The sequence below is a fragment of the Caulobacter sp. UNC358MFTsu5.1 genome (assembly GCF_000712075.1).
Classification (GTDB): Bacteria; Pseudomonadota; Alphaproteobacteria; order Caulobacterales; family Caulobacteraceae; genus Caulobacter.
In genome coordinates this window covers 294075-314332 of the sequence record NZ_JONW01000011.1, presented here as the reverse complement: position 1 = coordinate 314332, position 20258 = coordinate 294075, and the positions used below count along the sequence as shown (strand labels likewise).

Sequence of the window (20258 nt, the reverse complement as noted above, 5' to 3'; positions counted from 1 at the left end):
CGTCGATCGCCACCTTGGCCGAGCCCTTGGTGATCGGGATGTCGTCGCCCGGGAAGTCGTACGACGAAAGCAGCTCGCGCACTTCCATCTCGACCAGCTCGAGCAGCTCGGCGTCGTCGACCAGGTCGACCTTGTTCATGTACACGACCAGGGCCGGCACGCCGACCTGACGGGCCAGCAGGATGTGCTCGCGGGTCTGCGGCATCGGGCCGTCGGCGGCCGAAACCACCAGGATCGCGCCGTCCATCTGCGCCGCGCCCGTGATCATGTTCTTCACGTAGTCGGCGTGGCCGGGGCAGTCGACGTGGGCGTAGTGACGGTTGGCCGTCTCATATTCCACGTGCGCGGTGTTGATGGTGATGCCGCGGGCCTTTTCTTCCGGCGCCGCATCAATGTCGGCGTAGTTCTTGGCCGTCGCGCCGCCCGACTTGGCCAGCGTGATGGTGATCGCCGCCGTCAGCGTCGTCTTGCCGTGGTCAACGTGACCGATCGTGCCGATGTTGCAGTGCGGCTTAGTGCGTTCGAACTTTTCCTTGGCCATGGTCTCTACCTTCGCGCCGGCGGCTTGTTTCTGGGAAATAGGTGTTGGGAGCTGGAGCGGGTAGCGGGAATCGAACCCGCATCCTCAGCTTGGAAGGCTGCTGCACTACCATTGTGCTATACCCGCCAAGCTAGCGGGGTCGCGATCGGCTCCCGGTCTGGCTTCTTTGGGGTCCAGGCTTCTTGGGAGCTCTCTTCGCGCGTGGTGGGGGAAGTAGGACTCGAACCTACGAAGGCGTACGCCAGGGGATTTACAGTCCCCCCCCTTTGCCACTCGGGACATTCCCCCAGCGCGCGACAGAGTTCCTTCAAAGCGGCCTTTCCATCCTCGAAAACCGGCGGCGGACCGCCCGTCACGAAAAAGGAACAAAAGCTTCCTCGAGACCTGTGAGACGGTGCTAAAGCAGCGCCGCCCTGGCTCTTGGAAACCCTCAGGGCCCCAAATCGGAGCGCGTCTTATAGTGTCCTCTCATTCCGAACGCAACGACCGGAAAAAGCCTTCTTCGCCCGGACGTGATTTTCGTTCCAAGCCTCGGGAAAACAACAAGTTTTCCAAGGGCCAGGGCGACGCCAAGGACTGGATTTGGGGGACTCACGCCGTCGAGGCGGCTCTTTCGAACCCCGCCAGACCCGCTCCGAAGCGCCTTCTGGCCACCCCGGATCGCGCCAAGCGACTCGCGCCGAATCTGAGCCGTGCGCCCTTCCTGCAGATCATGGAAGGCGCCGACATCGCCCGTCAGCTGCCCGCCGGCGCCGTGCACCAGGGGATCGCGCTCAAGATCGACGAACCCGAAACCCTGGGCGTCCACGACCTGGGAACGCCCGCCAAGGGGCTGCTGGTGATGCTGGACCAGATCACCGATCCCCAGAACATCGGCGCGATCTTCCGCTCCGCCGCCGCCTTCGGGGCCAAGGGCATGATCCTGCAGGACCGCCACGCCCCGGCCCTGACCGGCGTGCTGGCCAAGACCGCCGTCGGCGCCGTCGACAAGATCCCCTACGCGCGCGTGGTCAATCTTTCCCGCGCGCTGGAGGAACTGGCCGACCTGGGCTGGCGGGCCGTGGGCCTGGCGGGCGAGGCCGAGCAGACCCTGGACCAGGTCCTGGACGATCGTCCCACGGTTCTCGTGCTGGGATCGGAAGGCGAAGGCGTGCGCCGGCTGGTGGCCGAGCACTGCGACGTGATGGGCAAAATTGCCATGCCTGGGGGCTTTGAAAGCCTGAATGTGTCGGCTGCGGCGGCGGTGGCGCTATACGAAGCGTCGAAATTTCGCTCCAGGGATGAAATCGGTTCGTGAATCTCTCTTAACCGTTTTGATTTCGTCGCGATGACGTGGTTCTCTCAAGCTTGAGAAGACCGCGAGCGCCGCTTGCGGAGTTGTTCAGACATGGGATCGGGGGACCCGATGTTGCATACCAAAGTCCGTTTGGCGGCTCTGGCCGGCTGCGCGGTAAGCGTTCTGGTGATCGCCGGGTGCGGCGCGCGCGAGCCCGTCGAGGCTCCGCCCGCTTCGGCGGCACCGGGCGCCGGCGCCGCTCAGACGCCCGAGCTGATGGGCGCGCCGCCGGCCGCCGAAGCGACCCCGGCCGACGGCCTGCTGGGCGGGCCCGCGCCCGCCGCGACGCCCGAGCCGGCCGCGCCGGCGCCCGTCGTCAGCTCCAACCCGAATCTGAAGACCTGGCGCCGTCCGGACGGCACCCTGGTCACCGCCATGGCGCCGATCGCCAATCCCAAGGCCACCCGCTATGCGCCGCGCGCGGTCTCCGCGCCGGCTCGCCGCGGTCACGCCGCGCCCGCTCCGGCCGCCAAGCCCGCCGTCGTCGCCAAGGCGCCGGCCAAGCCGGCCGTCGTCGCGCCCGCCCCGGCCCCGGTGAAGCCGGTCGTCGCGGCCAAGCCCGCCGTCGCCCCGGCCAAGGCCCCGGTCGTCGCCGCGGCCGCTGTCGCGCCCGCCGCCAAGCCCGCCCCGGCCCAAGTCGCCGCGAAGCCGCTGACCAAGCTGGAGAAGCTGCAGACCGCCGTCGCGCCGGAAGCCACCAAGGGCGCGACCCTGGCCACGGCCGAGAGCCTGGGCCAAGGCAAGGAAGGCCAGGTCACCCTGTCCCTCCCCGCCACCCTGGGCGACCTGATCAAGAAGGAAGCCGCCAAGCTGGGCCTGGGCAAGCCGGCCAAGAAGGCCAGCGCCTACGCCGACCTGCAGGGCCAGGGCTACGAGATCACCCCGAACGGTCGCCAGACCGCCGAGATCAAGGCCGGCGAGCCGGCCACCTTCGCCTGGCAGGTCAAGCCGACCGCCGCCGCCAAGGGCCCGCTGAAGACCGACTTCGGCGTCGAGCTGAACGGCGCCAAGCCGGCGCAGGGCTTCACCCTGGGCTCGATCTCCAAGCAGGTCGCGCCGATCCAGGAAGCGGTGAAGGAGAAGACCAAGGGCTTCAAGTTCGCCATGCCCAGCCTGCCGAACCTGGGCAAGTACGAGACCGTCGACCTGCCGGGCGTCGGTAAGGTGCCGGGCAAGTCGCTGCTGGGCGGCGCCCTGGTGCTGCTGGCCCTGCTGATCCTGGTGGCGATCGCCCGCAACGCCGCGGCCTCCAAGGCCCGGGCCGAGCGTCGCCGCAAGTTCCGCACGCTGACGGATTACGGCCGCAACGAGATGGAGCACGACGCCCCGCCCGCTTCGGCCAGCGTCAACTACGTCAACCCGATGGTCGCGGCCGCCGGCGGCGCCCTGGCCGGCGCGGCGGTGGCCACGGCGGTCAACCATCATGACGACCACGGCCACCACGACGATCACGGCCATGACGCCCATGGCCACGACGACCACGGCCATGGCCACGATGATCATGCCCACGGCCATGACGATCACGCGCACGGGCACGACGACCACGCCCACGACGCCCATCACGTGAGCGCCCAGGCGGTCAGCGGCCACGATCATCACGACGATCACGGCCATGGCCACGACGACCACGCCCACGGTCACGACGACCATGGCCACGGTCAGGGCCACGACGACCACCACGTCGCCCCGACGGCCGGCGCGCCGGTCCTGGCGGTCAGCGGTCACGACCATCATGACGACCATGGCCACGGCCACGACGATCATGGTCACGGCCATGACGACCACGGCCACCGCCATGACGATCACGCCGGTCATCACGACGACCACGGGCATCACGCCCACGATCCTCACAAGGAACTTGAGCACGCCCACTAGGGGGCGCTTGCCAGACCCGCCCGCCTGACGCATTGAGGCCTCATGTTTGACGCGCTCCTCGCCCAGGTGGGCGGACTGAACGGTCCGTTCGCGGCCTTCCTTTCCGTCCTGATGATCGATCTCGTCCTCGCGGGCGACAACGCGGTGGCCGTCGGCCTGGCGGCGGGCGGCCTGCCGGCCAAGGATCGCAAGAAGGTCATCCTCTACGGGCTGGGCGCGGCCGTGGTGCTGCGCATCAGCTTCGCCCTGATCACCACCTGGCTGCTGGGCGTGATCGGCCTGCTGCTGGCCGGCGGCATCCTGCTGCTGTGGGTCTGCTGGAAGATGTGGCGCGAGCTGCGCGAGCAGATCACCCACGACCAGGCCAACGCCCAGGCCTGCCTGGACGACGACCCGAACACCGAACCCGTCAACGTCAAGCCGGCCAAGAGCTTCCAGCAGGCCTTCCTGCAGGTGCTGATCGCCGACGTCTCGATGTCGCTGGACAACGTGCTGGCCGTGGCCGGCGCGGCCCGCGAACACCCGGCCATCCTGGTGTTCGGCCTGTTGCTGTCGATCATCCTGATGGGCGTGGCCGCCAACGCCATCGCCAAGCTGCTGCACAAGCACCGCTGGATCGGCTTCATCGGCCTGGCCATCGTGCTGTACGTGGCCGCGCACATGATCTGGGAAGGCCACCGCAGCGTGGTCATCGACCTGAACAAGACCCAGGCCTACAACGCCGCCATGCCCTCGTTCGTGGAGATCACGCCGAACGAGGTGGCCGAGCACAACTCGCACAAGAAGCACAAGTGATGCGCGGCCCCGCCCTGGTCGTCCGGCTGGCCGCGCTCAGCGGCTTCCTGGCCGTCGCCTTCGGCGCCTTCGCCGCGCACGGCGCCAAGGACGCCCGGGCGGTCGAGCTGTTGCACACCGGTGCGCTGTATCAGATGACCCACGCCCTGGCGGTGTTCGGCTGGCTGGCCGTGCGCCAGATCGGCGAGGCTAGGGCCGGCGGCAAGGCGGGCATGACCGCCCCTGCCCTGTTCCTGGTCGGGACCGTGCTGTTCTCGGGCTCGCTGTACGCCCTGGCGTTCGGCGCGCCGCGGATCATGGGCCTGGTCACGCCGTTCGGCGGCCTGTGCTTCCTGGCCGGCTGGCTGCTGCTGGCCTGGCGGGCGGGAACGATCGTCGACCGCGAGGCCTAGGCCGCGCGCCGGTCCTTGGGGACCGCCAGCAGGAAGATCGCCAGGCTCGATCCCGCCAGGCAGGCGAACATCACCGCCGCCACGGGCCGGGGCGTGCCGTCGTGCAGCACCCCGCTGACGCCCGAGGCCAGGGCCCCGGCCGCGAACGACACCCCGCCCATCAGGGCCGAGGTCGAGCCGGCCCGGCTGGGATCGACGCTCAGCGCCCCGGCCATGGTGTTGCCGGCCATCAGGCCGTAGCTGGACAGGGCCGCGAACAGCAGGGGCAGGACCGTGAACTGTCCGCCCAGGCCGCTGTAGGCCGCGACGGCCAGCAGCAGGGCGGCGACGATCGAGGCGATGCTGGCCCGCACCAGCACCTGGTCGGGCGTGAAGCGCCGCAACAGCAGGCGATTGACCTGGCTGGCCCCGATGATGCCCACGGCGTTGAAGGCGAAGATGATGTTGAAGACCAGCGGCGGGTGGCCGTAGGTCCCCATCACCAGGTCCGGCGCGGTCGAGATGTAGGTGAACAGGGTCGCGCCGTTCAGGGCCCCGGCCAGGCCGTAGCCGACCAGCCGCTTCTGGCGCAGCAGGGCGAAATAGGCCCGGAACGGGTTTTCCGACCGCGCCTGGACCGCCGTGGCCTCCGACCGCGACTCCGCCAGGCTCAGGGTCACCCACAGGCCGATCAGCAGGCCGAACACCGCCAGGGTCCAGAACACCCCGCGCCAGCCGGCCAGGAACTGCACGGCGCCGCCCAGCTGCGGGGCCAGCACCGGCGCCAGGCCCATGATCAGGGTCATCATCGACAGCACCCGCGCCGTGTCGGCGTGGTTGAACTTGTCGCGCACCACCGCGCGGGCGATCACCGGCCCCGCGCAGCCGCCCAGGGCCTGGACGAAGCGGGCGGCGATCAGCACCTGGACCGACGGCGCCAGGGCGCAGACCACCGAGGCGGCGATGAAGATGCCCACGCCCAGCAGCAGCGGCAGGCGACGGCCGAACTGGTCCGAGGCCGGGCCGTACAGGAACTGGCCGATCGCCATGCCCGCGAAGAACGCCGCCAGGGTCGCCTGAACGTCCTCGGCCCCCGCGTGCAGGGTCCGGCCGATGTCGGGCATGCTGGACAGGTACATGTCGATCGACATCGGCGCGAAGGCCGTGAGGGCGCCCAACATCAGGACGAGCCGCCAGGGCGTGGCGGCGGGCGCGGGCTGTGCGGTGTCGGTCATGGCCGCGCTTTTACGCTTGTTTTCCGCAAGGGTAAGTCCTTGACCGTACGAATCGCGGCCTTGCCCGATGCGACGCCCTCCCGCAAGGTGATCAGCAATAATATAAGCAGGGAAACGCCATGACCCGTCTTGCGCCGCCGATGCCCGAGCCCGCGTTCGCGCAGATCAACGGGATCCGCATGGCCTATTACGAGGCCGGGCCGCGCGTGGGCGTGCCGATCGTGCTGTGCCACGGCTTCCCCGAGTTCTCCTATTCCTGGCGCTGGCAGATCGCCGCCCTGGCCGCGGCCGGCCGCTGGGTGATCGTGCCCGACCAGCGCGGCTACGGGCTGACCGACCGCCCCGAGGCGGTCGAGGACTACGACATGGGCCACCTGACCGGCGACCTCGTCGGGCTGCTGGACCACCTCGGCGTCGAGAAGGCCGTGTTCTGCGGCCACGACTGGGGCGGCCTCGTCGTCTGGCAGATGCCGCTGATGCATCCCGACCGGGTGGCCGGCGTGGTGGGCGTCAACACCCCGTTCCTGCCGCGTCTGCCGGTCGACCCGATCACCGCCTTCCGCAACGCGTTCGGCGACGACATGTACATCGTCCACTTCCAGAAGCCCGGCGTGGCCGACGCCCAGCTGGCGGCCGACGTCGAGAAGACCATGCGCTACTTCATGCGCAAGCCGACCGGCGTTCAGGCCGCCTTCACCAGCGGCGAGACGGGCGGACGCTCGCTGGCCCTGCAGGACGGCCTGGCCCGCTTCGACGTCGCCGACACCTCGGCCCAGCTGCTGGAGCCGGAGGAGCTGGCGACCTTCGTCGAGACCTTTCAGCGCACCGGCTTCACGGGCGGGATCAACTGGTACCGCAACTTCGTGCGCAACTGGGAGCGGGCCGAGCACCTGCCGGCGCGGATCGACGGCGTCCCCTGCCTGATGATCATGGCCGAGCACGACGTGGTGCTGCCGCCGTCCCTGGCCGACCGCATGGCCGACCAGATCTCGGACCTGGAGAAGGTGCTGGTCGAGGGCAGCGGCCACTGGACCCAGCAGGAAGCGCCCGAGCGGGTGAACGCCATCCTGATCGACTGGCTGGGTCGGCGGTTCCCGAACTAGAAACGCGGGGACTGCCCTTGCGGCGTGTCTCCGACAGCAGGCGCAGCGCTTGAACATGGGGACACGCCGCAAGGGCATGTCCCCGACTGCTAGTCTAGCTGCTTGGGCGCCTTCTCGCCCGCCAGCAGCTCGGCCCGGCGGCGCATGGCGGCCGCCATCTGCAGCATGGCCAGGGCCGAGGTCGGGTCACGCTCGGCGGCGCGCAGGGTGTAGAGCTGGGCCGTCACCTGCAGCGGGATGACCTTGTCCAGGCCCTCCGGCCCCATGAGTCCGGCGATGGCGCGGTCGAGGTCGGCCAGCTGGCGCGGGCTGAGCATGGCCAGCAGTTCGTCGTCGCTGAAGTCTTCGGGATTCGGCTTGTCGGTCATCACGCTCAGGATAACGCAGATGACGGCTGCAGGGACACAGGCCCTTCTTCGCGTCGCGGCGTTCCCTCGCGCCCCGAAACGGGGTTAGGGTTGGCGCATGGATCGTAATGCTTCCGCCTCCCCGATGTCCGCCACCGGTCGCCGCGGCCTGTTTCGCGACATCGAGCCCTTCTCCTTCGGCTGGCTCAACACCGACGGTCCGCACGAGATCTACTACGAGGAATGCGGCGCGCCGCGCGGCAAGCCGGCGGTGATCCTGCACGGCGGCCCCGGCGGCGCGGTCAATCCCACCATGCGGCGGTTCTTCGACCCCAACAAATGGCGCATGGCCCTGTTCGACCAGCGGGGCTGCGGCCGCTCGCGCCCCAACGCCAGCCTGGAAGACAACACCACCTGGAGCCTGATCGCCGACATCGAGCGGCTGCGGGTGCATCTGGGCGTCGAGAAGTGGACCGTGTTCGGCGGCTCGTGGGGCTCGACCCTGGCCCTGGCCTACGCCATCGCCCACCCCGACCGGGTCGAGGCCCTGGTGCTGCGCGGCATCTTCCTGCTGACCCAGAAGGAGCTGCGCTGGTTCTACCAGGACGGCGCCTCGATGCTGTTCCCCGACGCCTGGGAGCGGTTCCTGGCCCCGATCCCGGTCGAGGAGCGCGGCGACCTGATGGCCGCCTACCACCGCCGCCTGACCCATCCCGACCGTCGCGTCCAGGCCGAGGCCGCCGGCGCCTGGAGCCAATGGGAGGGCGACACGATCTCGCTTCGCGGACCCGAAGCGCGTCCGCCCAAGTTCAATGAAGAGGACTTCGCGATCGCCTTCGCGCGGATCGAGTGCCACTTCTTCACCAACGGCGGGTTCTTCGACGAGGACGGCTGGATCCTCCAGAACATCCACAAGATCCGCCACATCCCGGCCTGGATCGTCCAGGGCCGCTTCGACGTGGTCACCCCGCTGGACAGCGCCTGGGCGCTGCACCGGGCCTGGCCCGAAGCCCGGTTCGAGATCGTCTGGGACGCCGGCCACGCCTCGACCGAGCCCGGGGTCATCGACGGGCTGGTGCGGGCGACCAACGCGGCCCTGGCGGTCTAGGCGCGGGCCTCGGCGCGACGCGACAGGCCCTCCCGGACGGCCAGGCCCAGCAAGACCCCCGTCGTGGCGATCGACAGGATCAGCGGGCTGACCACCAGGCTGGCGGGCGCCAGGCCCGCCAAGGCCAGCAGGGCCACGACCTGGGCCGGCGCCCAGGCCCGGAACACCGCCCGCTTGAACAGCAACCCGCCCAGCAAAAACAGGAACGGCCCGCCGATCAGCGCGGCCGCGGTCTTGGGATCGGTGTGACCCGTCGGGTGGTGGATGGTCCACTCGTCGGCCACAGCCGTGACGATGATCCCGGCGATCGGCAGCAGGTGGATATAGGTGTAGGCCGTGCGGGCCAGGCGGCCGGGGTCCTTGGCGTGGCTGATGGCCTCGCTGGCCGCCTCGGCGGTGTCCGCGAAATAGATCCACCACATGGCCAGGCTGCCGGCGAACGAGGCCAGGAAGGCGGCGATCACCGTCGGCGTCCAGGCCAGGCCCGCCGTCGTCGCGCCCATGACCAGGATCGACTCGCCCAGGGCGATGATCGTGAACAGGGCGCAGCGCTCGGCCAGGTGCCCGCCCTCGACGTCCCACTCCTCGGCGCGGGCCCGGCCCATGCCGGGCGTCCAGAACCCCATGGCCGGCGAGACGTATTCCAGGGCGATCGCCCCGCCCCAGAGCGCCAGGCGCACGCCGCCCTCGGCCAGGCCGCCAGCGATCCACAGCACGCCGGAGGCCGCGAACCAGGCCGAAATGCGGATGAAGTTGCGGCTCTGGAACGGATGGGCCCGCATCGCCCAGGCGGTGAACAGGCTGCGGCCCAGCTGGATGGCCACGAAGGCCAGGGCGAAGATCAGGCCGCGCTCGCCGAACGCCTTGGGGATCGACATGGTCAGGACCATGCCCACCACCATCACCGCGAACAGCATGATCCGCACCGGCGGCCGTTCGGGGTCCAGCCAGTTGGTGACCCAGGCCGTGAAGATCCACGCCCACCAGACGGCCATCAGCAGCAGGCCCGTCTCGACCACGCCCAGCAGGGTCGCATGCTGCATCAGGCCGTGCGACAGCTGGGTCACCGCGAACACGAAGACCAGGTCGAAGAACAGCTCGACATAGGTGACCCGCGCGTGGCCGCCGGCGGCCCGGTCGCGGAGCATGTGTCGGCTTGGCATGGCGGAATCCTTCATGGCGAGTCGCCAGCCTAGAGCGTGGCGGCGGAAAGTGGAGACATCCGCGCCGGCGGATAGAACGTTTTGCGCTCCGGCGCGCTTCCGTTGGTATGGACGCCTCGGACCTCCTTCTCCATCGCACCGCCCTGATCGGCGCCGCCGTCGCCCTGGCGATCGGGCTGACGGGCGGCCTGGCCCTGAAGGTCGGCGCCCAGACCGCGCCGGAGTCCGACATGGCCTTCGCGTCCGAGCCCTCGGCGTCCCAGGACGAGCCGATCGCCTGGCCCAGCGGCAAGGTCCCCGACTACGTGGTCGGCACCGACTTCCTGCGCCCCCAACGGCCCGATACGCCCGTGGTGGTGGCCTCCTACGAGGTCCCGGAATACGTCCCGGCGGCCTGGACCGAGCCGACGCCCCAGGCCCAGCCCGTTCGTCTGGCCGAGGCCGGCGAGCGCCGCTGGCCTTCGACCGGCGGCGACATCCTGGACACCCGCCTGCCGGAGGACGCCCCCTCCCCGCCCGAACCGCCGCCGGCGATCGACGCGCCTGACGCGCCCGACGCGCCCCAGGCCGCCGCGCCCATCACCATGGCCGCCGCCAACTAGGCCAAGCTCGGCCCCTCCCTTGCAGCCGACCGCTCCAACCCAGGGCGCGTGTTCCATTTCGCGCCACAGGCGAGGATCGGGATGACGGACACAGTGCACGACGGCGAACGGCCCGACCTCTGGCGCAAGCTTGAAGCCCTGGCCTGCGGCTTCGTGCTGTTCATGCTGTCCAACGCCTTCATCGGCCCTCTGCTGGATCCCCTGCAGGCCGGCGGCGAGAACAATCCCGTGCTGCGGCTGATGTGGCTGCCGGTCTACGCCCTGATCCTGGGCCTGGCCGTCTGGCGCGCGCCGCGCGTCATGCGGTTCTGGTTCCCGGCCGTCATGCTGAGCCTGCTGATCTTCTGGGTGTTCGCCTCGGCCTCGTGGTCCTTGGAGCCGGGCACCACCAATCGCCGTGCCCTGGCGGCGGCGTTCACCACCCTGTTCGGGCTCTATTTCGCCTCCAGCTTCGACGGCAGGCGGATGGCCGAGATCATCGCCACCACCTTCCTGTTCCTCGCCATCGGCGGCGGGCTGGCGGCGGTGGCCTACCCCAAGATGGGCGTCCACCACGACGTCAACGCCGGCGACTGGCGCGGCCTCTGGTACGAGAAGAACCAGATGGGCGCGATGATGGTCTATGGCGCCCTGGCGGCGATGGCCGCCATCCTGGCCGGTTCGCCCCGTCGCAAGCAGATGGTCGTCACGATCCTGCTGTGCGCGGCGCTGATCGTGATGACCAAGTCCAAGACCTCGCTGGTCGTGCTGCTGATGGGCCTGGGCGGCTCGATGCTGCTTACGGCCATGCGGCGCGGGCCCGCCACGGCGATCGTCGTGGTCTGGCTGGGCGTCACCGTGGTCCTGACCATCGCCCTGGTGATGTGGCTCTCGCCCGAGCTGGTGTTCAAGGCCCTGGGCAAGGACCCCACCCTGACCGGCCGCACCGACATCTGGGCCGCCCTGCTGCGCCAGTCCGCCAAGCGCCCCCTGACCGGCTACGGCTACGCGGTGTTCTGGACCCTGGAATCCCATCCGGCCCAGTGGATCCGCAAGGAGACCGGCTGGCTGGTGCCCACCGCCCACAACGGCTGGCTCGACATCCTGGCCCAGCTGGGCTGGATCGGGGTGGGCCTGTGCGCCCTGGTGCTGGGCGGATCGCTGCTGGTCTCGCTGGTCCGCTTCCGCCGGGTGCAGGACGGGTACTGGGCCACCCTGTTCCTGGCCATCTTCCTGATGACCACCTTCTCCGAGAGCTTCATCCTGGAGCGCAACGGCATCGCCTGGGCGCTGGCCTGCGCGGCGGTGACACGGTTGCTGGGTCCGGTGTGGACCAAGCCGGCCGAGACGACTCAACGCCGCCCGATCTTCGCCGAGGCGCCGCTGACCTGGTCCCTGGCCCCCGCCGAGCCGGTGTTCGAGATCTGGACGCCCGAACCGGGCCGCGCGCCGGTCGTGGCCCAAGCCGCGGCGCGACCTGCGCCACGTCCCGCGACCTTCGGTCAGCCCTTCCAGCCCACTTTTGGCAAGCGCGCGGTCTCGCCTTTCGGCGCTTAGGCGTCTACTGGAGCGGCATGACCGACTACACGCCCCAACAGATCGTCGCCCGCGGCGCGCGCGCCGACGCCGAAGCCGCCGCCGACGCCATCGACAACCACCCCGGCCTCGAGGGCGCGACCTACTCGATCCTGGAAGAGGACGAGGACAAGGGCGTCTGGCGCATCGACGCCTTCCCGACGACCGACGAGGAAGACGCGGGCCTGCTCGCGGTCCTGGCCGGCTATCCGCTGAAGGTGGTGCGCGAGCAACTGGCCGACGCCGACTGGCTGGCCATGGCGCTGTCGGGCCTGCCGCCGGTGCGCGCCGGCCGGTTCTTCGTCTACGGCATGCATGATCGCGGCCGGGTGCCGGCCAGCGCGGTCAACCTGCGCATCGAGGCCGGCGCGGCCTTCGGCACCGGCCACCACGGCACCACCGTCGGCTGCCTGCTGGCCTACGACAAGCTGCTCAAGGCCCGGAAGTTCAACAAGGTGCTCGACGTCGGCGCCGGCACGGGCCTTTTGGCCATCGCCGCCGCGCGGACTGGATCACGGATCGCCGTGGGCACCGACATCGACAAGCCCAGCGTGCGCATCTCGCGTGAGAACGCCAAGGTCAACCGCGCCAACGCCCGGTTCGTCCACGCCTCGGGCCTCAGCAACCGCCTGGTGGCCGACAACGCCCCCTACGACCTGGTGTTCGCCAACATCCTGGCCCGCCCGCTGATCAGCCTGGCCCAGGACATCAAGAACGCCCTGGTCCCCGGCGGCACCGTGATCCTGTCGGGCCTGCTGCGCACCCAGGAGCGGATGGTCAAGGCCGCCTACCTCTCGCGCGGCTTCAAGGTTGTGGACCGCATCCACCGCGACGCCTGGGCGGCGCTGGTGCTGCAGCGGCCGTAGGCGGAAAGCGGAACACCCTCAGCCTCCTCCACGTTTCTCCCGGCGGGACACTCTCGCTCCAGGAGCAACGTCATGACCTATGTCGATCCCCAAGGCCCGCCGCCCGAGCGCGTCGTCCATGTCCGTCGCGAAGGCGGCGCGACGGGATGGTTCGTGGCCGGGGCGGTGGCCATCGTCGCCGTGGTCGCCATCGCCTTCATGCTGACCGTGGGCGCACGCACGCCCACCGACGACCAGATCGCCCAGGCCCAGGAACAGGGCCGCGCCGCAGCCGTCGCTGAAACCGCCCAGACCGGCGCCGCCCAGGCCACGATCGTCGCCCAGCAGGCCGCCCGCGACGCCAGCGCCGCCGCCGACAGCGCCCGCCGCTCGACCGAGGCCACGGCCGCCAACGCCGCCCAGTCCGCACGGGACGCCTCGGCCCGCGCCGCCCTGTCGCGCGACGACACCCTGGCCCCTTCGGCCGATCCGAACATCCAGACGGCGCCGGCCCAACCTCAGCCGGTGAACTAAGCCCCTCTTTCCAGGGAAGCGGGGTGGGACTACATCGAAGGTCATGCGCCAGACCTTCGATGAATCCACCGATCCGGGCTTCGGCCCCCGCCACGTTCCCCTGATCCGCGCCGCCATGGCCAAGCAGGGCCTGGACGGCTTCCTCGTCCCGCACGAGGACGAGCATCAGAACGAATACCTCCCCGCCGCCAACGACCGCCTGGCCTGGGCCAGCGGCTTCACCGGCTCGGCCGGGGCCGGGGTGATCCTCAAGGACCGCGCCGCCGTGTTCGTCGACGGCCGCTACACCCTGCAGGTGCGCGACCAGGTCGACCAAGGGGTGTTCGAGATCCGCGACCTCGTCGAGGGCGGCGTGCCGGCCTATCTCGAGACCGCCTCCAAGGGCGCGGTGATCGGCTACGACGCCCGCCTGCACAGCCCGCAGGCCCTGGACGGCCTGAAGGCCGCCGCCGCCAAGGCCGGCGCCGCGCTCAAGGCCGTGGCGATCAACCCCATCGACGAGGCCTGGGGCGCCCAGCGTCCCGCCCAGCCCGCCGCTCCGGTCGTGCCTCAACCCGTGAAGTACGCGGGCGAGGAGTCGGCCTCCAAGCGCGCCCGCGTCGGCTCGGCCGTCGCGGCCCTGGGGGCCCAGGCCGCGGTGATCACCGCCCCGGCTTCGATCGCCTGGCTGTTCAATATCCGCGGCGGCGACGTCATCCGCTCGCCCCTGCCGCTGTCCCAGGCCGTGCTGCGCGCCGACGGCACGGCGCGGCTGTTCCTGGACCCCGCCAAGGTCACCGACGAACTGCCCGCCTGGCTGGGCAACCAGGTGTCGCTCGAGACGCCCGAGGCCCTGGACGAGGCCCTGGCCGAACTGTCAGGCCAGAAGGTCGTCGTCGATCCGGGCCAGTCCTCGGCCTGGTACTTCGACACCCTGGCCGCCGCCGGCGCCGAGGTGGTCCGCGCCATGGACCCCTGCACCTTGCCCCGCGCCTGCAAGAACGCCGTCGAGATCGCCGGCACCGTCGAGGCCCACAAGCGCGACGGCGCGGCCCTGACCCGCTTCCTGCACTGGCTGGCCACCGAGGGTCAGGTCAATCCGCCGGACGAGAAGGAGGCCGTGGCCAAGCTGGAGGCCTTCCGCGAGGCCACCGGCGTGCTCAAGGACCTCAGCTTCGACACCATCGGCGCGGCCAACGGCCACGGCGCCCTGCCCCACTACCGCCCCACCGAGCGCAGCAACGAGCGCGCCGCCATGGGCTCGCTGCTGCTGGTCGACAGCGGCGGCCAGTACCTGGACGGCACCACCGACGTCACCCGCACGGTCGCCATCGGCGAGCCGACGGCCGAGATGGTCACCCGCAACACCCTGGTGCTGAAGGGCCACCTGGCCATTGCCCGCCTGCGCTTCCCGGCCGGCACTACCGGCTCGGCCATCGACGCCTTCGCCCGCGCGGCCCTGTGGAGCCACGGCCTGGACTACGACCACGGCACCGGCCACGGCGTCGGCGTCTATCTGGGCGTCCACGAGGGCCCGCAACGGATCAGCAAGGCGCCCAACACCATCGCCCTGCAGCCGGGCATGATCGTCTCGAACGAGCCGGGCTACTACAAGGACGGCGAATACGGCATCCGCATCGAGAACCTCGAAGTGGTGATGCCGGCGGAAGCCGTCGGGACGGGCGACCGTCCGATGCACCGCTTCCACGCCCTGACCCTGGCCCCGATCGACCGGCGCCTGGTGGACAAGAGCCTGCTGAGCCCCGAGGAGATCGCCCAGTTCGACGCCTATCACGCGCGGGTCGTGCGCGAGATCGGACCGCTGGTCGACGGCGAGGTCCGCGCCTGGCTGGAAGCGGTCTGCGCGCCGCTCTGACCGTTTCGACGACCCCGCCCTTCGCTGGAGCGGGGTCGTCGACACCTGTCGCTATTTGGCGGAAGGCGAGTTGATCCCCGCCTCCTTGAGCATCTCCTCGAACTTCTTTTCGTCGATGGACTTGCCCAGCCCGGCCATGCCCTCGGCCACCTTGGGGTCGCTCATCAGGCCGCGCATGGCCGCCTGGCCGAGCACGCCGAACGCCTGGCCGATCGAGCCCGTGCCCTCATACTTCAGCGCATCGACGGTCTCCTTGCGGCAGTCGACCAGCATCAGGCGCTGCATCAAGGCGCCCGCCTTCTGGACGGCGGCGTCGCGCTGGGCGTCGGTCAGGTTGGTCATCGGCTTCACCGTCGGGTGAGAGCTGATCGCCGCGAACAGCCAACCCACCAGCTGAGCCTGGTCGGCATCGGTGGTCGAGCGCACGAGGCATTTGGACATGTCGTCAGCATAGACGCCGGCCGAGGCCATGCCCGGCACGGCGAGCGCGCCCAAGAGGGCGGCGCAAGTGATCAATCGACGCAATGGTAGTCCCCCGAAAAAGGCGGCGACTCTGCCGCGGGCGCAGTGGTGCAACTTCGCCGGCCATGGACAAGCTTTTTCGCCGTCCTACGTACCCCGAGGCTTGGCCCGGGTCGTCGGCGCCGTCGTCGCCGGGTCGTCCGGCCAGACGTGGCGCGGATAGCGGCCCTTCATCTCCGTCTTCACCTCGCGCCACGAGCCCTTCCAGAACCCGGGCAGGTCCTTGGTGATCTGGATCGGCTTGTGGCCCGGCGACAGCAGGGCCAGCACCAGGGGCGCGCCGCCGACCGTCGGGTGGGCGGTCAGGCCGAACAGCTCCTGCACCCGCACGTCGACGCGCGGCCCGCCGTCGGCGGCGTAGTCGATAGCGAAGCTGGACCCCGTCGGAGCCGTGAACCGGGCCGGGGCCTCGGCGTCGAGGCGGCGATGCAGCTCCCAGGGGATGAGCGTTCGAATGGCGTCGGTCAGCGCGCCGTCCAGGAGCTGGCTCAAGGCCGAGCGGCCGGCAAGCAGCGGCTCCAGCCACTCGTCCAGCCGCGCCAGCAGGGCCGCGTCCGACAGGTCCGGCCAAGTCTCGGCGTCGCGCTCGCGCAGGAAGGCCGCCCGGCGCCGCAGGGCCTGGGCGCCCTCGCCCAGCGGCACGGCAGACAACCCTTCGCGCGCGACCTGGTCCAGCAGCGCCTTGGCGACCAGACCTGGATCGACCTTGTCCAGCAGCCGCTCCTCGACCACCAGCTTGCCCAGGCGCAGCAGGCGGCGGGCGCGGACCTTGCCCTTGGCGTCCGGCTCCAACCGGTCCTCGGCCACCAGCCGGTCGGCGAAGGCCTCGCGCAGGGCCGCCTCGTCCAGCGGCGCGGCCAGCAGGATGCGGTCGCGGGCGTCGCCGCCGCCCAGTTCGCCCACGGCCAGCCAGGTCTCGCGGGCCAGGGCGTCAGTGGGCTCCAGATAGACCCCGCGCCCGCCGGCCAGCTGATACTCGCCCGGCTTGCCCCGCGCCTTGGCCACCCGCTCGGGATAGGCCTCGGCCAGCATCAGGGCGTCGTCCAGCGGCGCAGCGCCCGACGCACGACCGGCGGACCGCGCCCAGCGCTCGGACAGGATGCGGGCGTCGCGGGCCCTCGGCGAGCGGTCGCGGTCGAAGCTTTCCAGCCGGTGGCGCAGGTCGACGTCGCGGCCGCCCAGGCCCTGCTCGCTGAGCACGGCGGCGACCTTGGCCCCACGTTCGGCCTGGCCCGAGGCCGCGGCGCGGACCACCATGTGGGCCAGACGCGGGGCCAGGGGCATGTCGGCCAGGGCGCGGCCGTGGGCGGTGAGGCCGCCCTGCCCGTCCAGGGCCTGCAGGCGATTGAGCAGGGTCCGCGCCTCGCTGAAGGCGGCCGACGGCGGCTTGTCGAGGAAGGCCAGGTCGCCCACGTCGCGCGCGCCCCAGCGGGCCAGGTCCAGCGCCAGGCGCGACAGGTCGGCCTCCAGGATTTCCGGCCTGGCGAAGGCCGGCAGGGCCCGGGTCTCCGGCTCGTCCCACAGGCGGTAGCAGACGCCCGGCTCGGTGCGGCCGGCGCGGCCCCGGCGCTGGTCGGCGGCGGCGCGGCTGACGCGGACGGTCTCCAGCCGGGTCAGGCCGCTGGACGGGTCGAAGCGCGGCACGCGGGCCAGGCCGCAATCGATCACCACCCGCACGCCCTCGATGGTCAGGCTGGTCTCGGCGATCGAGGTGGCCAGCACCACCTTGCGACGCCCCGGCTGGGCCGGGGCGACGGCGCGGTCCTGCTCGGCGGGCTCGAGCGCGCCGTAGAGCGGCGCGACGTCGACCTCCGGCCGCCGAAGCCGCTCGCGCAGCAGGGTCTCGGTCCGGCGGATCTCGCCCTGCCCCGGTAGGAACACCAGCAGGCTGCCGGTCTCCTCGGCCAGAGCCCGTTCGATCGCGCGGACGACGCGCTCCTCCAACCGCTGGCGTTCGTCGCGGCCGAGGTAGCGGGTGTCGATCGGAAACATCCGCCCCTGGCTCTCGACCACCGGGGCCTCGTCCAGCAGGGTCGATATCCGCGCCCCGTCCAGGGTGGCCGACATCACCACGATCTTCAGGTCCTCGCGCACCAGGCCTTGCGCGTCGCGCGCCAGGGCCAGGCCCAGGTCGGCGTCCAGGCTGCGCTCGTGGAACTCGTCGAAGATCACCGCCGCCACGCCGTCCAGGCCGGGATCGTCCAGAATCATCCGGGTGAACACGCCCTCGGTCACCACCTCGACCCGGGTCCTGGCCGACACCTTCGACTGCAGGCGGACCCGAAAGCCCACGGTTTCGCCGACGCCTTCGCCCAGGCTCTGGGCCATGCGCGAGGCCGCGGCCCGGGCGGCCAGGCGACGCGGCTCCAGCATGACGATCTTGCCGCCCGCGACCCACGACTCGTCCAGCAGCGCCAGGGGCACGACCGTGGTCTTGCCCGCGCCCGGCGGCGCGACCAGCACGGCGGCCTCGCGCGCGGCGAGCGCGGATCTCAAGGCCGGCAGGGCGTCATGGATGGGAAGGGTCACGCGGCGTGGTTTAAGGGCGCGGAAGAAAATCGCCAAGCGCGGGCCATCGAACACCGGTCTCCTCGCCAGCGCCCAACCCTGAGGCAGCAACGGTTAGGAAGCGTGCTGCGTCGCAACAACGGCCCGGCAGGTCATGGCCCGTATTGCGCGCAGCGGGGCGAACATTTACGGACGCCCTCCGCTTTACCTTGACCGCGTCCCGTTAACCGGGCCAGGGTCCGCAAAATTTATCTACGCGGCCCCCGGGGGTGGCCGCGGGTCTCTGGAGGAAATATGTGGCGCGTTAAGTCGCTGGACGCGATTCTAGCAACGGCCGAGAAGAAGTCGCTGCATCGCTCGCTCGGTCCCATTCAGCTCACCCTGCTCGGCGTGGGCGCCATCATCGGCACCGGCATCTTCGTTCTGACCGCGGCCGCCGCCCAAAAGGCCGGCCCGGGCATGATGTGGAGCTTCGTGATCGCGGGGGCGGTCTGCGCCATCGCCGCGCTCTGCTATTCGGAACTGGCTTCCATGGTGCCGGTGTCGGGGTCGGCCTACACCTACACCTACGCCGTGATGGGCGAACTGCTGGCCTGGATGGTCGGCTGGGCCCTGATCCTGGAATACGCCGTGGCCGCTTCGGCCGTGTCGGTCGGCTGGTCGGGCTACTTCCTCGGATTGATCGAGAACGCCCTGCACTTCCACTGGCCCGATCTGCTGCGATCCGGACCCGCCTGGTCGATGAACGGCTTCGTGCCGACCGCCGACTTCAGCAAGGGCATCGTCAACATCCCGGCCATCCTGGTGGCCCTGACCGTGACGGCCCTGCTGGTGCGCGGCACGACCGAAAGCGCCCGCGTCAACGCCATCCTGGTGGTGATCAAGGTGACGGCCCTGACGGCCTTCGTGATCCTGACCATCCCCGTGCTCAAGACCGGCAACTTCTCGCCCTTCACCCCCAACGGCTGGTTCGGCCCGCATGGGACGACGGGCATGGGCGTTGTCGGCGCCGCCGCCTCGATCTTCTTCGCCTATGTCGGCTTCGACGCGGTCTCGACCGCCGCCGAAGAGACAAAGAACCCGCAGCGCAACGTGCCGATCGGCCTGATCGGCAGCCTGGGCATCTGCACCGTCTTCTACCTGCTGGTCGCCGCGGGCGCGATCGGCGCCATCGGCGCCCAGCCGGTGCTGGCCCTGGACGGTTCGGTCGTCCAGCCGGGTTCGGCCGCCTTCCAGGCCGCCTGCGCCACCGCCGCCAACGCCGACCGCCTGGTCTGCTCGAACGAAGCCCTCGCCCACGTCCTGCGCGAGATCAACTGGCCCGTCGTCGGCAACCTGCTGGGCCTGGCCGCCAACCTGGCCCTGCCCTCGGTCATCCTGATGATGATCTACGGCCAGACCCGCATCTTCTTCGTGATGGCCCGCGACGGCCTGCTGCCGCAGAGCTGGGCCACCATCCACCCGAAGTGGAAGACGCCGCACGTCGTGACGATCTTCACCGGCGTCTGCGTCGCGATCGCCGCCGCCTTCTTCCCGGTGGGCCAGCTGGCCGACATCTCCAACTCCGGCACCCTGTTCGCCTTCTTCATGGTGGCGATCGCGGTGATGGTGCTGCGGGTGAAGGATCCGAACCGTCCGCGTCCGTTCAAGACGCCGGCGGTCTGGATCATCGCGCCCCTGGCGATGGTCGGCTGCGCGGGCCTCTACTTCAACCTGCCGCTCGAGGCGATGGCCGTCCTGCCGATCTGGGGCGGTCTGGGCCTGGTGATCTACTTCGCCTACGGCTACCGCAAGAGCCACGTGGGTCGCGGCATCACCGACGAGATCCACGAACTGGACGCCGACGCTCCGCCCACCGGCGTTCCCGGTCAGGACTGAGATTAGGACTTGAACAGGCGTTCATAACGCTTAGTTCGGACGGGCGGGGATCCTCGGGTCCCCGCCCGTTTTCGTTTCGGAGCTTC

At 70.4% G+C, this 20258-nt stretch carries 18 protein-coding genes and 2 tRNA genes; 12 read left to right on the top strand and 8 right to left on the bottom strand.

Translation table 11 applies throughout. The annotated features are described in order from the left end of the window. The 3 genes from BR39_RS0122570 to BR39_RS0122560 all read right to left on the bottom strand — a co-directional run. Window positions 1–541 (bottom strand): GTP-binding protein (locus BR39_RS0122570; protein ID WP_029916415.1); only part of this gene is annotated, 541 nt, incomplete at its 3' end. A gap of 52 nt (window positions 542–593) precedes the next feature. Continuing rightward, a tRNA-Gly gene (locus BR39_RS0122565) sits at window positions 594–667 on the bottom strand. A 76-nt stretch (window positions 668–743) separates the two neighbouring features. Then, a tRNA-Tyr gene (locus BR39_RS0122560) sits at window positions 744–829 on the bottom strand. A 172-nt stretch (window positions 830–1001) separates the two neighbouring features. Between BR39_RS0122560 and rlmB the strand changes: the two genes are divergently transcribed. From rlmB to BR39_RS0122540, 4 genes are all read left to right on the top strand, one after another. After that, window positions 1002–1838, top strand: a complete 837-nt coding sequence (gene rlmB / locus BR39_RS0122555; protein ID WP_029916414.1) for a 23S rRNA (guanosine(2251)-2'-O)-methyltransferase RlmB — start codon at window positions 1002–1004, stop codon at window positions 1836–1838. Window positions 1839–1946: 108 nt separating this feature from the next. Further along, window positions 1947–3752 carry a hypothetical protein gene (locus tag BR39_RS0122550; protein WP_231499536.1) on the top strand — a complete coding sequence of 602 codons (1806 nt, stop codon included), beginning with the start codon at window positions 1947–1949 and terminating at the stop codon, window positions 3750–3752. A 42-nt stretch (window positions 3753–3794) separates the two neighbouring features. Then, entirely contained in the window at window positions 3795–4547 is a 753-nt protein-coding gene (locus BR39_RS0122545) for a TerC family protein (RefSeq protein WP_029916410.1), read from the top strand. Further along, complete coding sequence (locus BR39_RS0122540) at window positions 4547–4939, top strand: DUF423 domain-containing protein (RefSeq protein ID WP_029916408.1); 393 nt, start codon at window positions 4547–4549, stop codon at window positions 4937–4939. Before BR39_RS0122545 ends, BR39_RS0122540 begins: the two co-directional genes overlap by 1 nt. Here the strand turns inward: BR39_RS0122540 and BR39_RS0122535 are convergent. After that, complete coding sequence (locus BR39_RS0122535; RefSeq protein WP_029916407.1) at window positions 4936–6153, bottom strand: multidrug effflux MFS transporter; 1218 nt, start codon at window positions 6151–6153, stop codon at window positions 4936–4938. The two genes, BR39_RS0122540 and BR39_RS0122535, sit on opposite strands and share 4 nt — an antisense overlap. 119 nt (window positions 6154–6272) lie before the next feature. Between BR39_RS0122535 and BR39_RS0122530 the strand changes: the two genes are divergently transcribed. Next, window positions 6273–7256, top strand: a complete 984-nt coding sequence (locus BR39_RS0122530; RefSeq protein ID WP_029916405.1) for an alpha/beta fold hydrolase — start codon at window positions 6273–6275, stop codon at window positions 7254–7256. An 89-nt stretch (window positions 7257–7345) separates the two neighbouring features. On the opposite strand, the gene BR39_RS0122525 is transcribed toward BR39_RS0122530, so the two are convergent. After that, window positions 7346–7624 (bottom strand): hypothetical protein, encoded by a 279-nt coding sequence (locus BR39_RS0122525; protein WP_035018873.1) that lies wholly within the window; start codon window positions 7622–7624, stop codon window positions 7346–7348. 97 nt (window positions 7625–7721) lie between these two features. Between BR39_RS0122525 and pip the strand changes: the two genes are divergently transcribed. Further along, window positions 7722–8711: a prolyl aminopeptidase gene (gene pip / locus BR39_RS0122520; RefSeq protein WP_029916401.1), complete on the top strand. Its 990-nt coding sequence runs from the start codon at window positions 7722–7724 to the stop codon at window positions 8709–8711. Here pip and BR39_RS0122515 read toward each other — a convergent pair. Beyond that, complete coding sequence (locus tag BR39_RS0122515) at window positions 8708–9874, bottom strand: low temperature requirement protein A (RefSeq protein ID WP_029916399.1); 1167 nt, start codon at window positions 9872–9874, stop codon at window positions 8708–8710. The genes pip and BR39_RS0122515 overlap by 4 nt on opposite strands. 107 nt (window positions 9875–9981) lie before the next feature. Between BR39_RS0122515 and BR39_RS0122510 the strand changes: the two genes are divergently transcribed. From BR39_RS0122510 to BR39_RS0122490, 5 genes are all read left to right on the top strand, one after another. Continuing rightward, window positions 9982–10476, top strand: a complete 495-nt coding sequence (locus BR39_RS0122510; protein ID WP_029916397.1) for a hypothetical protein — start codon at window positions 9982–9984, stop codon at window positions 10474–10476. Window positions 10477–10557: 81 nt separating this feature from the next. Next, window positions 10558–12012 carry an O-antigen ligase gene (locus tag BR39_RS0122505; protein ID WP_029916395.1) on the top strand — a complete coding sequence of 485 codons (1455 nt, stop codon included), beginning with the start codon at window positions 10558–10560 and terminating at the stop codon, window positions 12010–12012. 17 nt (window positions 12013–12029) lie between these two features. Then, window positions 12030–12896 carry a 50S ribosomal protein L11 methyltransferase gene (locus tag BR39_RS0122500; protein ID WP_029916393.1) on the top strand — a complete coding sequence of 289 codons (867 nt, stop codon included), beginning with the start codon at window positions 12030–12032 and terminating at the stop codon, window positions 12894–12896. A 72-nt stretch (window positions 12897–12968) separates the two neighbouring features. Further along, window positions 12969–13409: a hypothetical protein gene (locus tag BR39_RS0122495; protein ID WP_029916392.1), complete on the top strand. Its 441-nt coding sequence runs from the start codon at window positions 12969–12971 to the stop codon at window positions 13407–13409. 43 nt (window positions 13410–13452) lie between these two features. Beyond that, window positions 13453–15264, top strand: coding sequence for an aminopeptidase P family protein (locus BR39_RS0122490; protein WP_029916389.1), 1812 nt, complete (start codon window positions 13453–13455; stop codon window positions 15262–15264). Window positions 15265–15315: 51 nt separating this feature from the next. On the opposite strand, the gene BR39_RS0122485 is transcribed toward BR39_RS0122490, so the two are convergent. Both BR39_RS0122485 and hrpB read right to left on the bottom strand, forming a co-directional pair. After that, entirely contained in the window at window positions 15316–15789 is a 474-nt protein-coding gene (locus BR39_RS0122485) for a hypothetical protein (protein WP_029916388.1), read from the bottom strand. 84 nt (window positions 15790–15873) lie between these two features. Next, a complete protein-coding gene (gene hrpB / locus BR39_RS0122480; protein WP_029916386.1) occupies window positions 15874–18315 on the bottom strand; it encodes an ATP-dependent helicase HrpB in 2442 nt (813 codons plus the stop codon). Between the two features lie 273 nt (window positions 18316–18588). Here hrpB and BR39_RS0122475 point away from each other — a divergent pair, with 273 nt between their 5' ends. Beyond that, the gene (locus BR39_RS0122475; protein WP_029916384.1) at window positions 18589–20172 is read left to right on the top strand and encodes an amino acid permease; all 1584 of its coding nucleotides are present in this window, start codon (window positions 18589–18591) and stop codon (window positions 20170–20172) included. Window positions 20173–20258: the final 86 nt, after the last annotated feature.

Coding starts and splice junctions, on each gene's coding strand:
- BR39_RS0122550 (WP_231499536.1), top strand. CDS start 1,947: ATGTTGCATACCAAAGTCCGTTTGGCGGCTCTGGCCGGCTGCGCGGTA.
- BR39_RS0122545 (WP_029916410.1), top strand. CDS start 3,795: ATGTTTGACGCGCTCCTCGCCCAGGTGGGCGGACTGAACGGTCCGTTC.
- BR39_RS0122540 (WP_029916408.1), top strand. CDS start 4,547: ATGCGCGGCCCCGCCCTGGTCGTCCGGCTGGCCGCGCTCAGCGGCTTC.
- BR39_RS0122535 (WP_029916407.1), bottom strand. CDS start 6,153: ATGACCGACACCGCACAGCCCGCGCCCGCCGCCACGCCCTGGCGGCTC.
- BR39_RS0122530 (WP_029916405.1), top strand. CDS start 6,273: ATGACCCGTCTTGCGCCGCCGATGCCCGAGCCCGCGTTCGCGCAGATC.
- BR39_RS0122525 (WP_035018873.1), bottom strand. CDS start 7,624: ATGACCGACAAGCCGAATCCCGAAGACTTCAGCGACGACGAACTGCTG.
- pip (WP_029916401.1), top strand. CDS start 7,722: ATGGATCGTAATGCTTCCGCCTCCCCGATGTCCGCCACCGGTCGCCGC.
- BR39_RS0122515 (WP_029916399.1), bottom strand. CDS start 9,874: ATGCCAAGCCGACACATGCTCCGCGACCGGGCCGCCGGCGGCCACGCG.
- BR39_RS0122510 (WP_029916397.1), top strand. CDS start 9,982: ATGGACGCCTCGGACCTCCTTCTCCATCGCACCGCCCTGATCGGCGCC.
- BR39_RS0122505 (WP_029916395.1), top strand. CDS start 10,558: ATGACGGACACAGTGCACGACGGCGAACGGCCCGACCTCTGGCGCAAG.
- BR39_RS0122500 (WP_029916393.1), top strand. CDS start 12,030: ATGACCGACTACACGCCCCAACAGATCGTCGCCCGCGGCGCGCGCGCC.
- BR39_RS0122495 (WP_029916392.1), top strand. CDS start 12,969: ATGACCTATGTCGATCCCCAAGGCCCGCCGCCCGAGCGCGTCGTCCAT.
- BR39_RS0122490 (WP_029916389.1), top strand. CDS start 13,453: ATGCGCCAGACCTTCGATGAATCCACCGATCCGGGCTTCGGCCCCCGC.
- BR39_RS0122475 (WP_029916384.1), top strand. CDS start 18,589: ATGTGGCGCGTTAAGTCGCTGGACGCGATTCTAGCAACGGCCGAGAAG.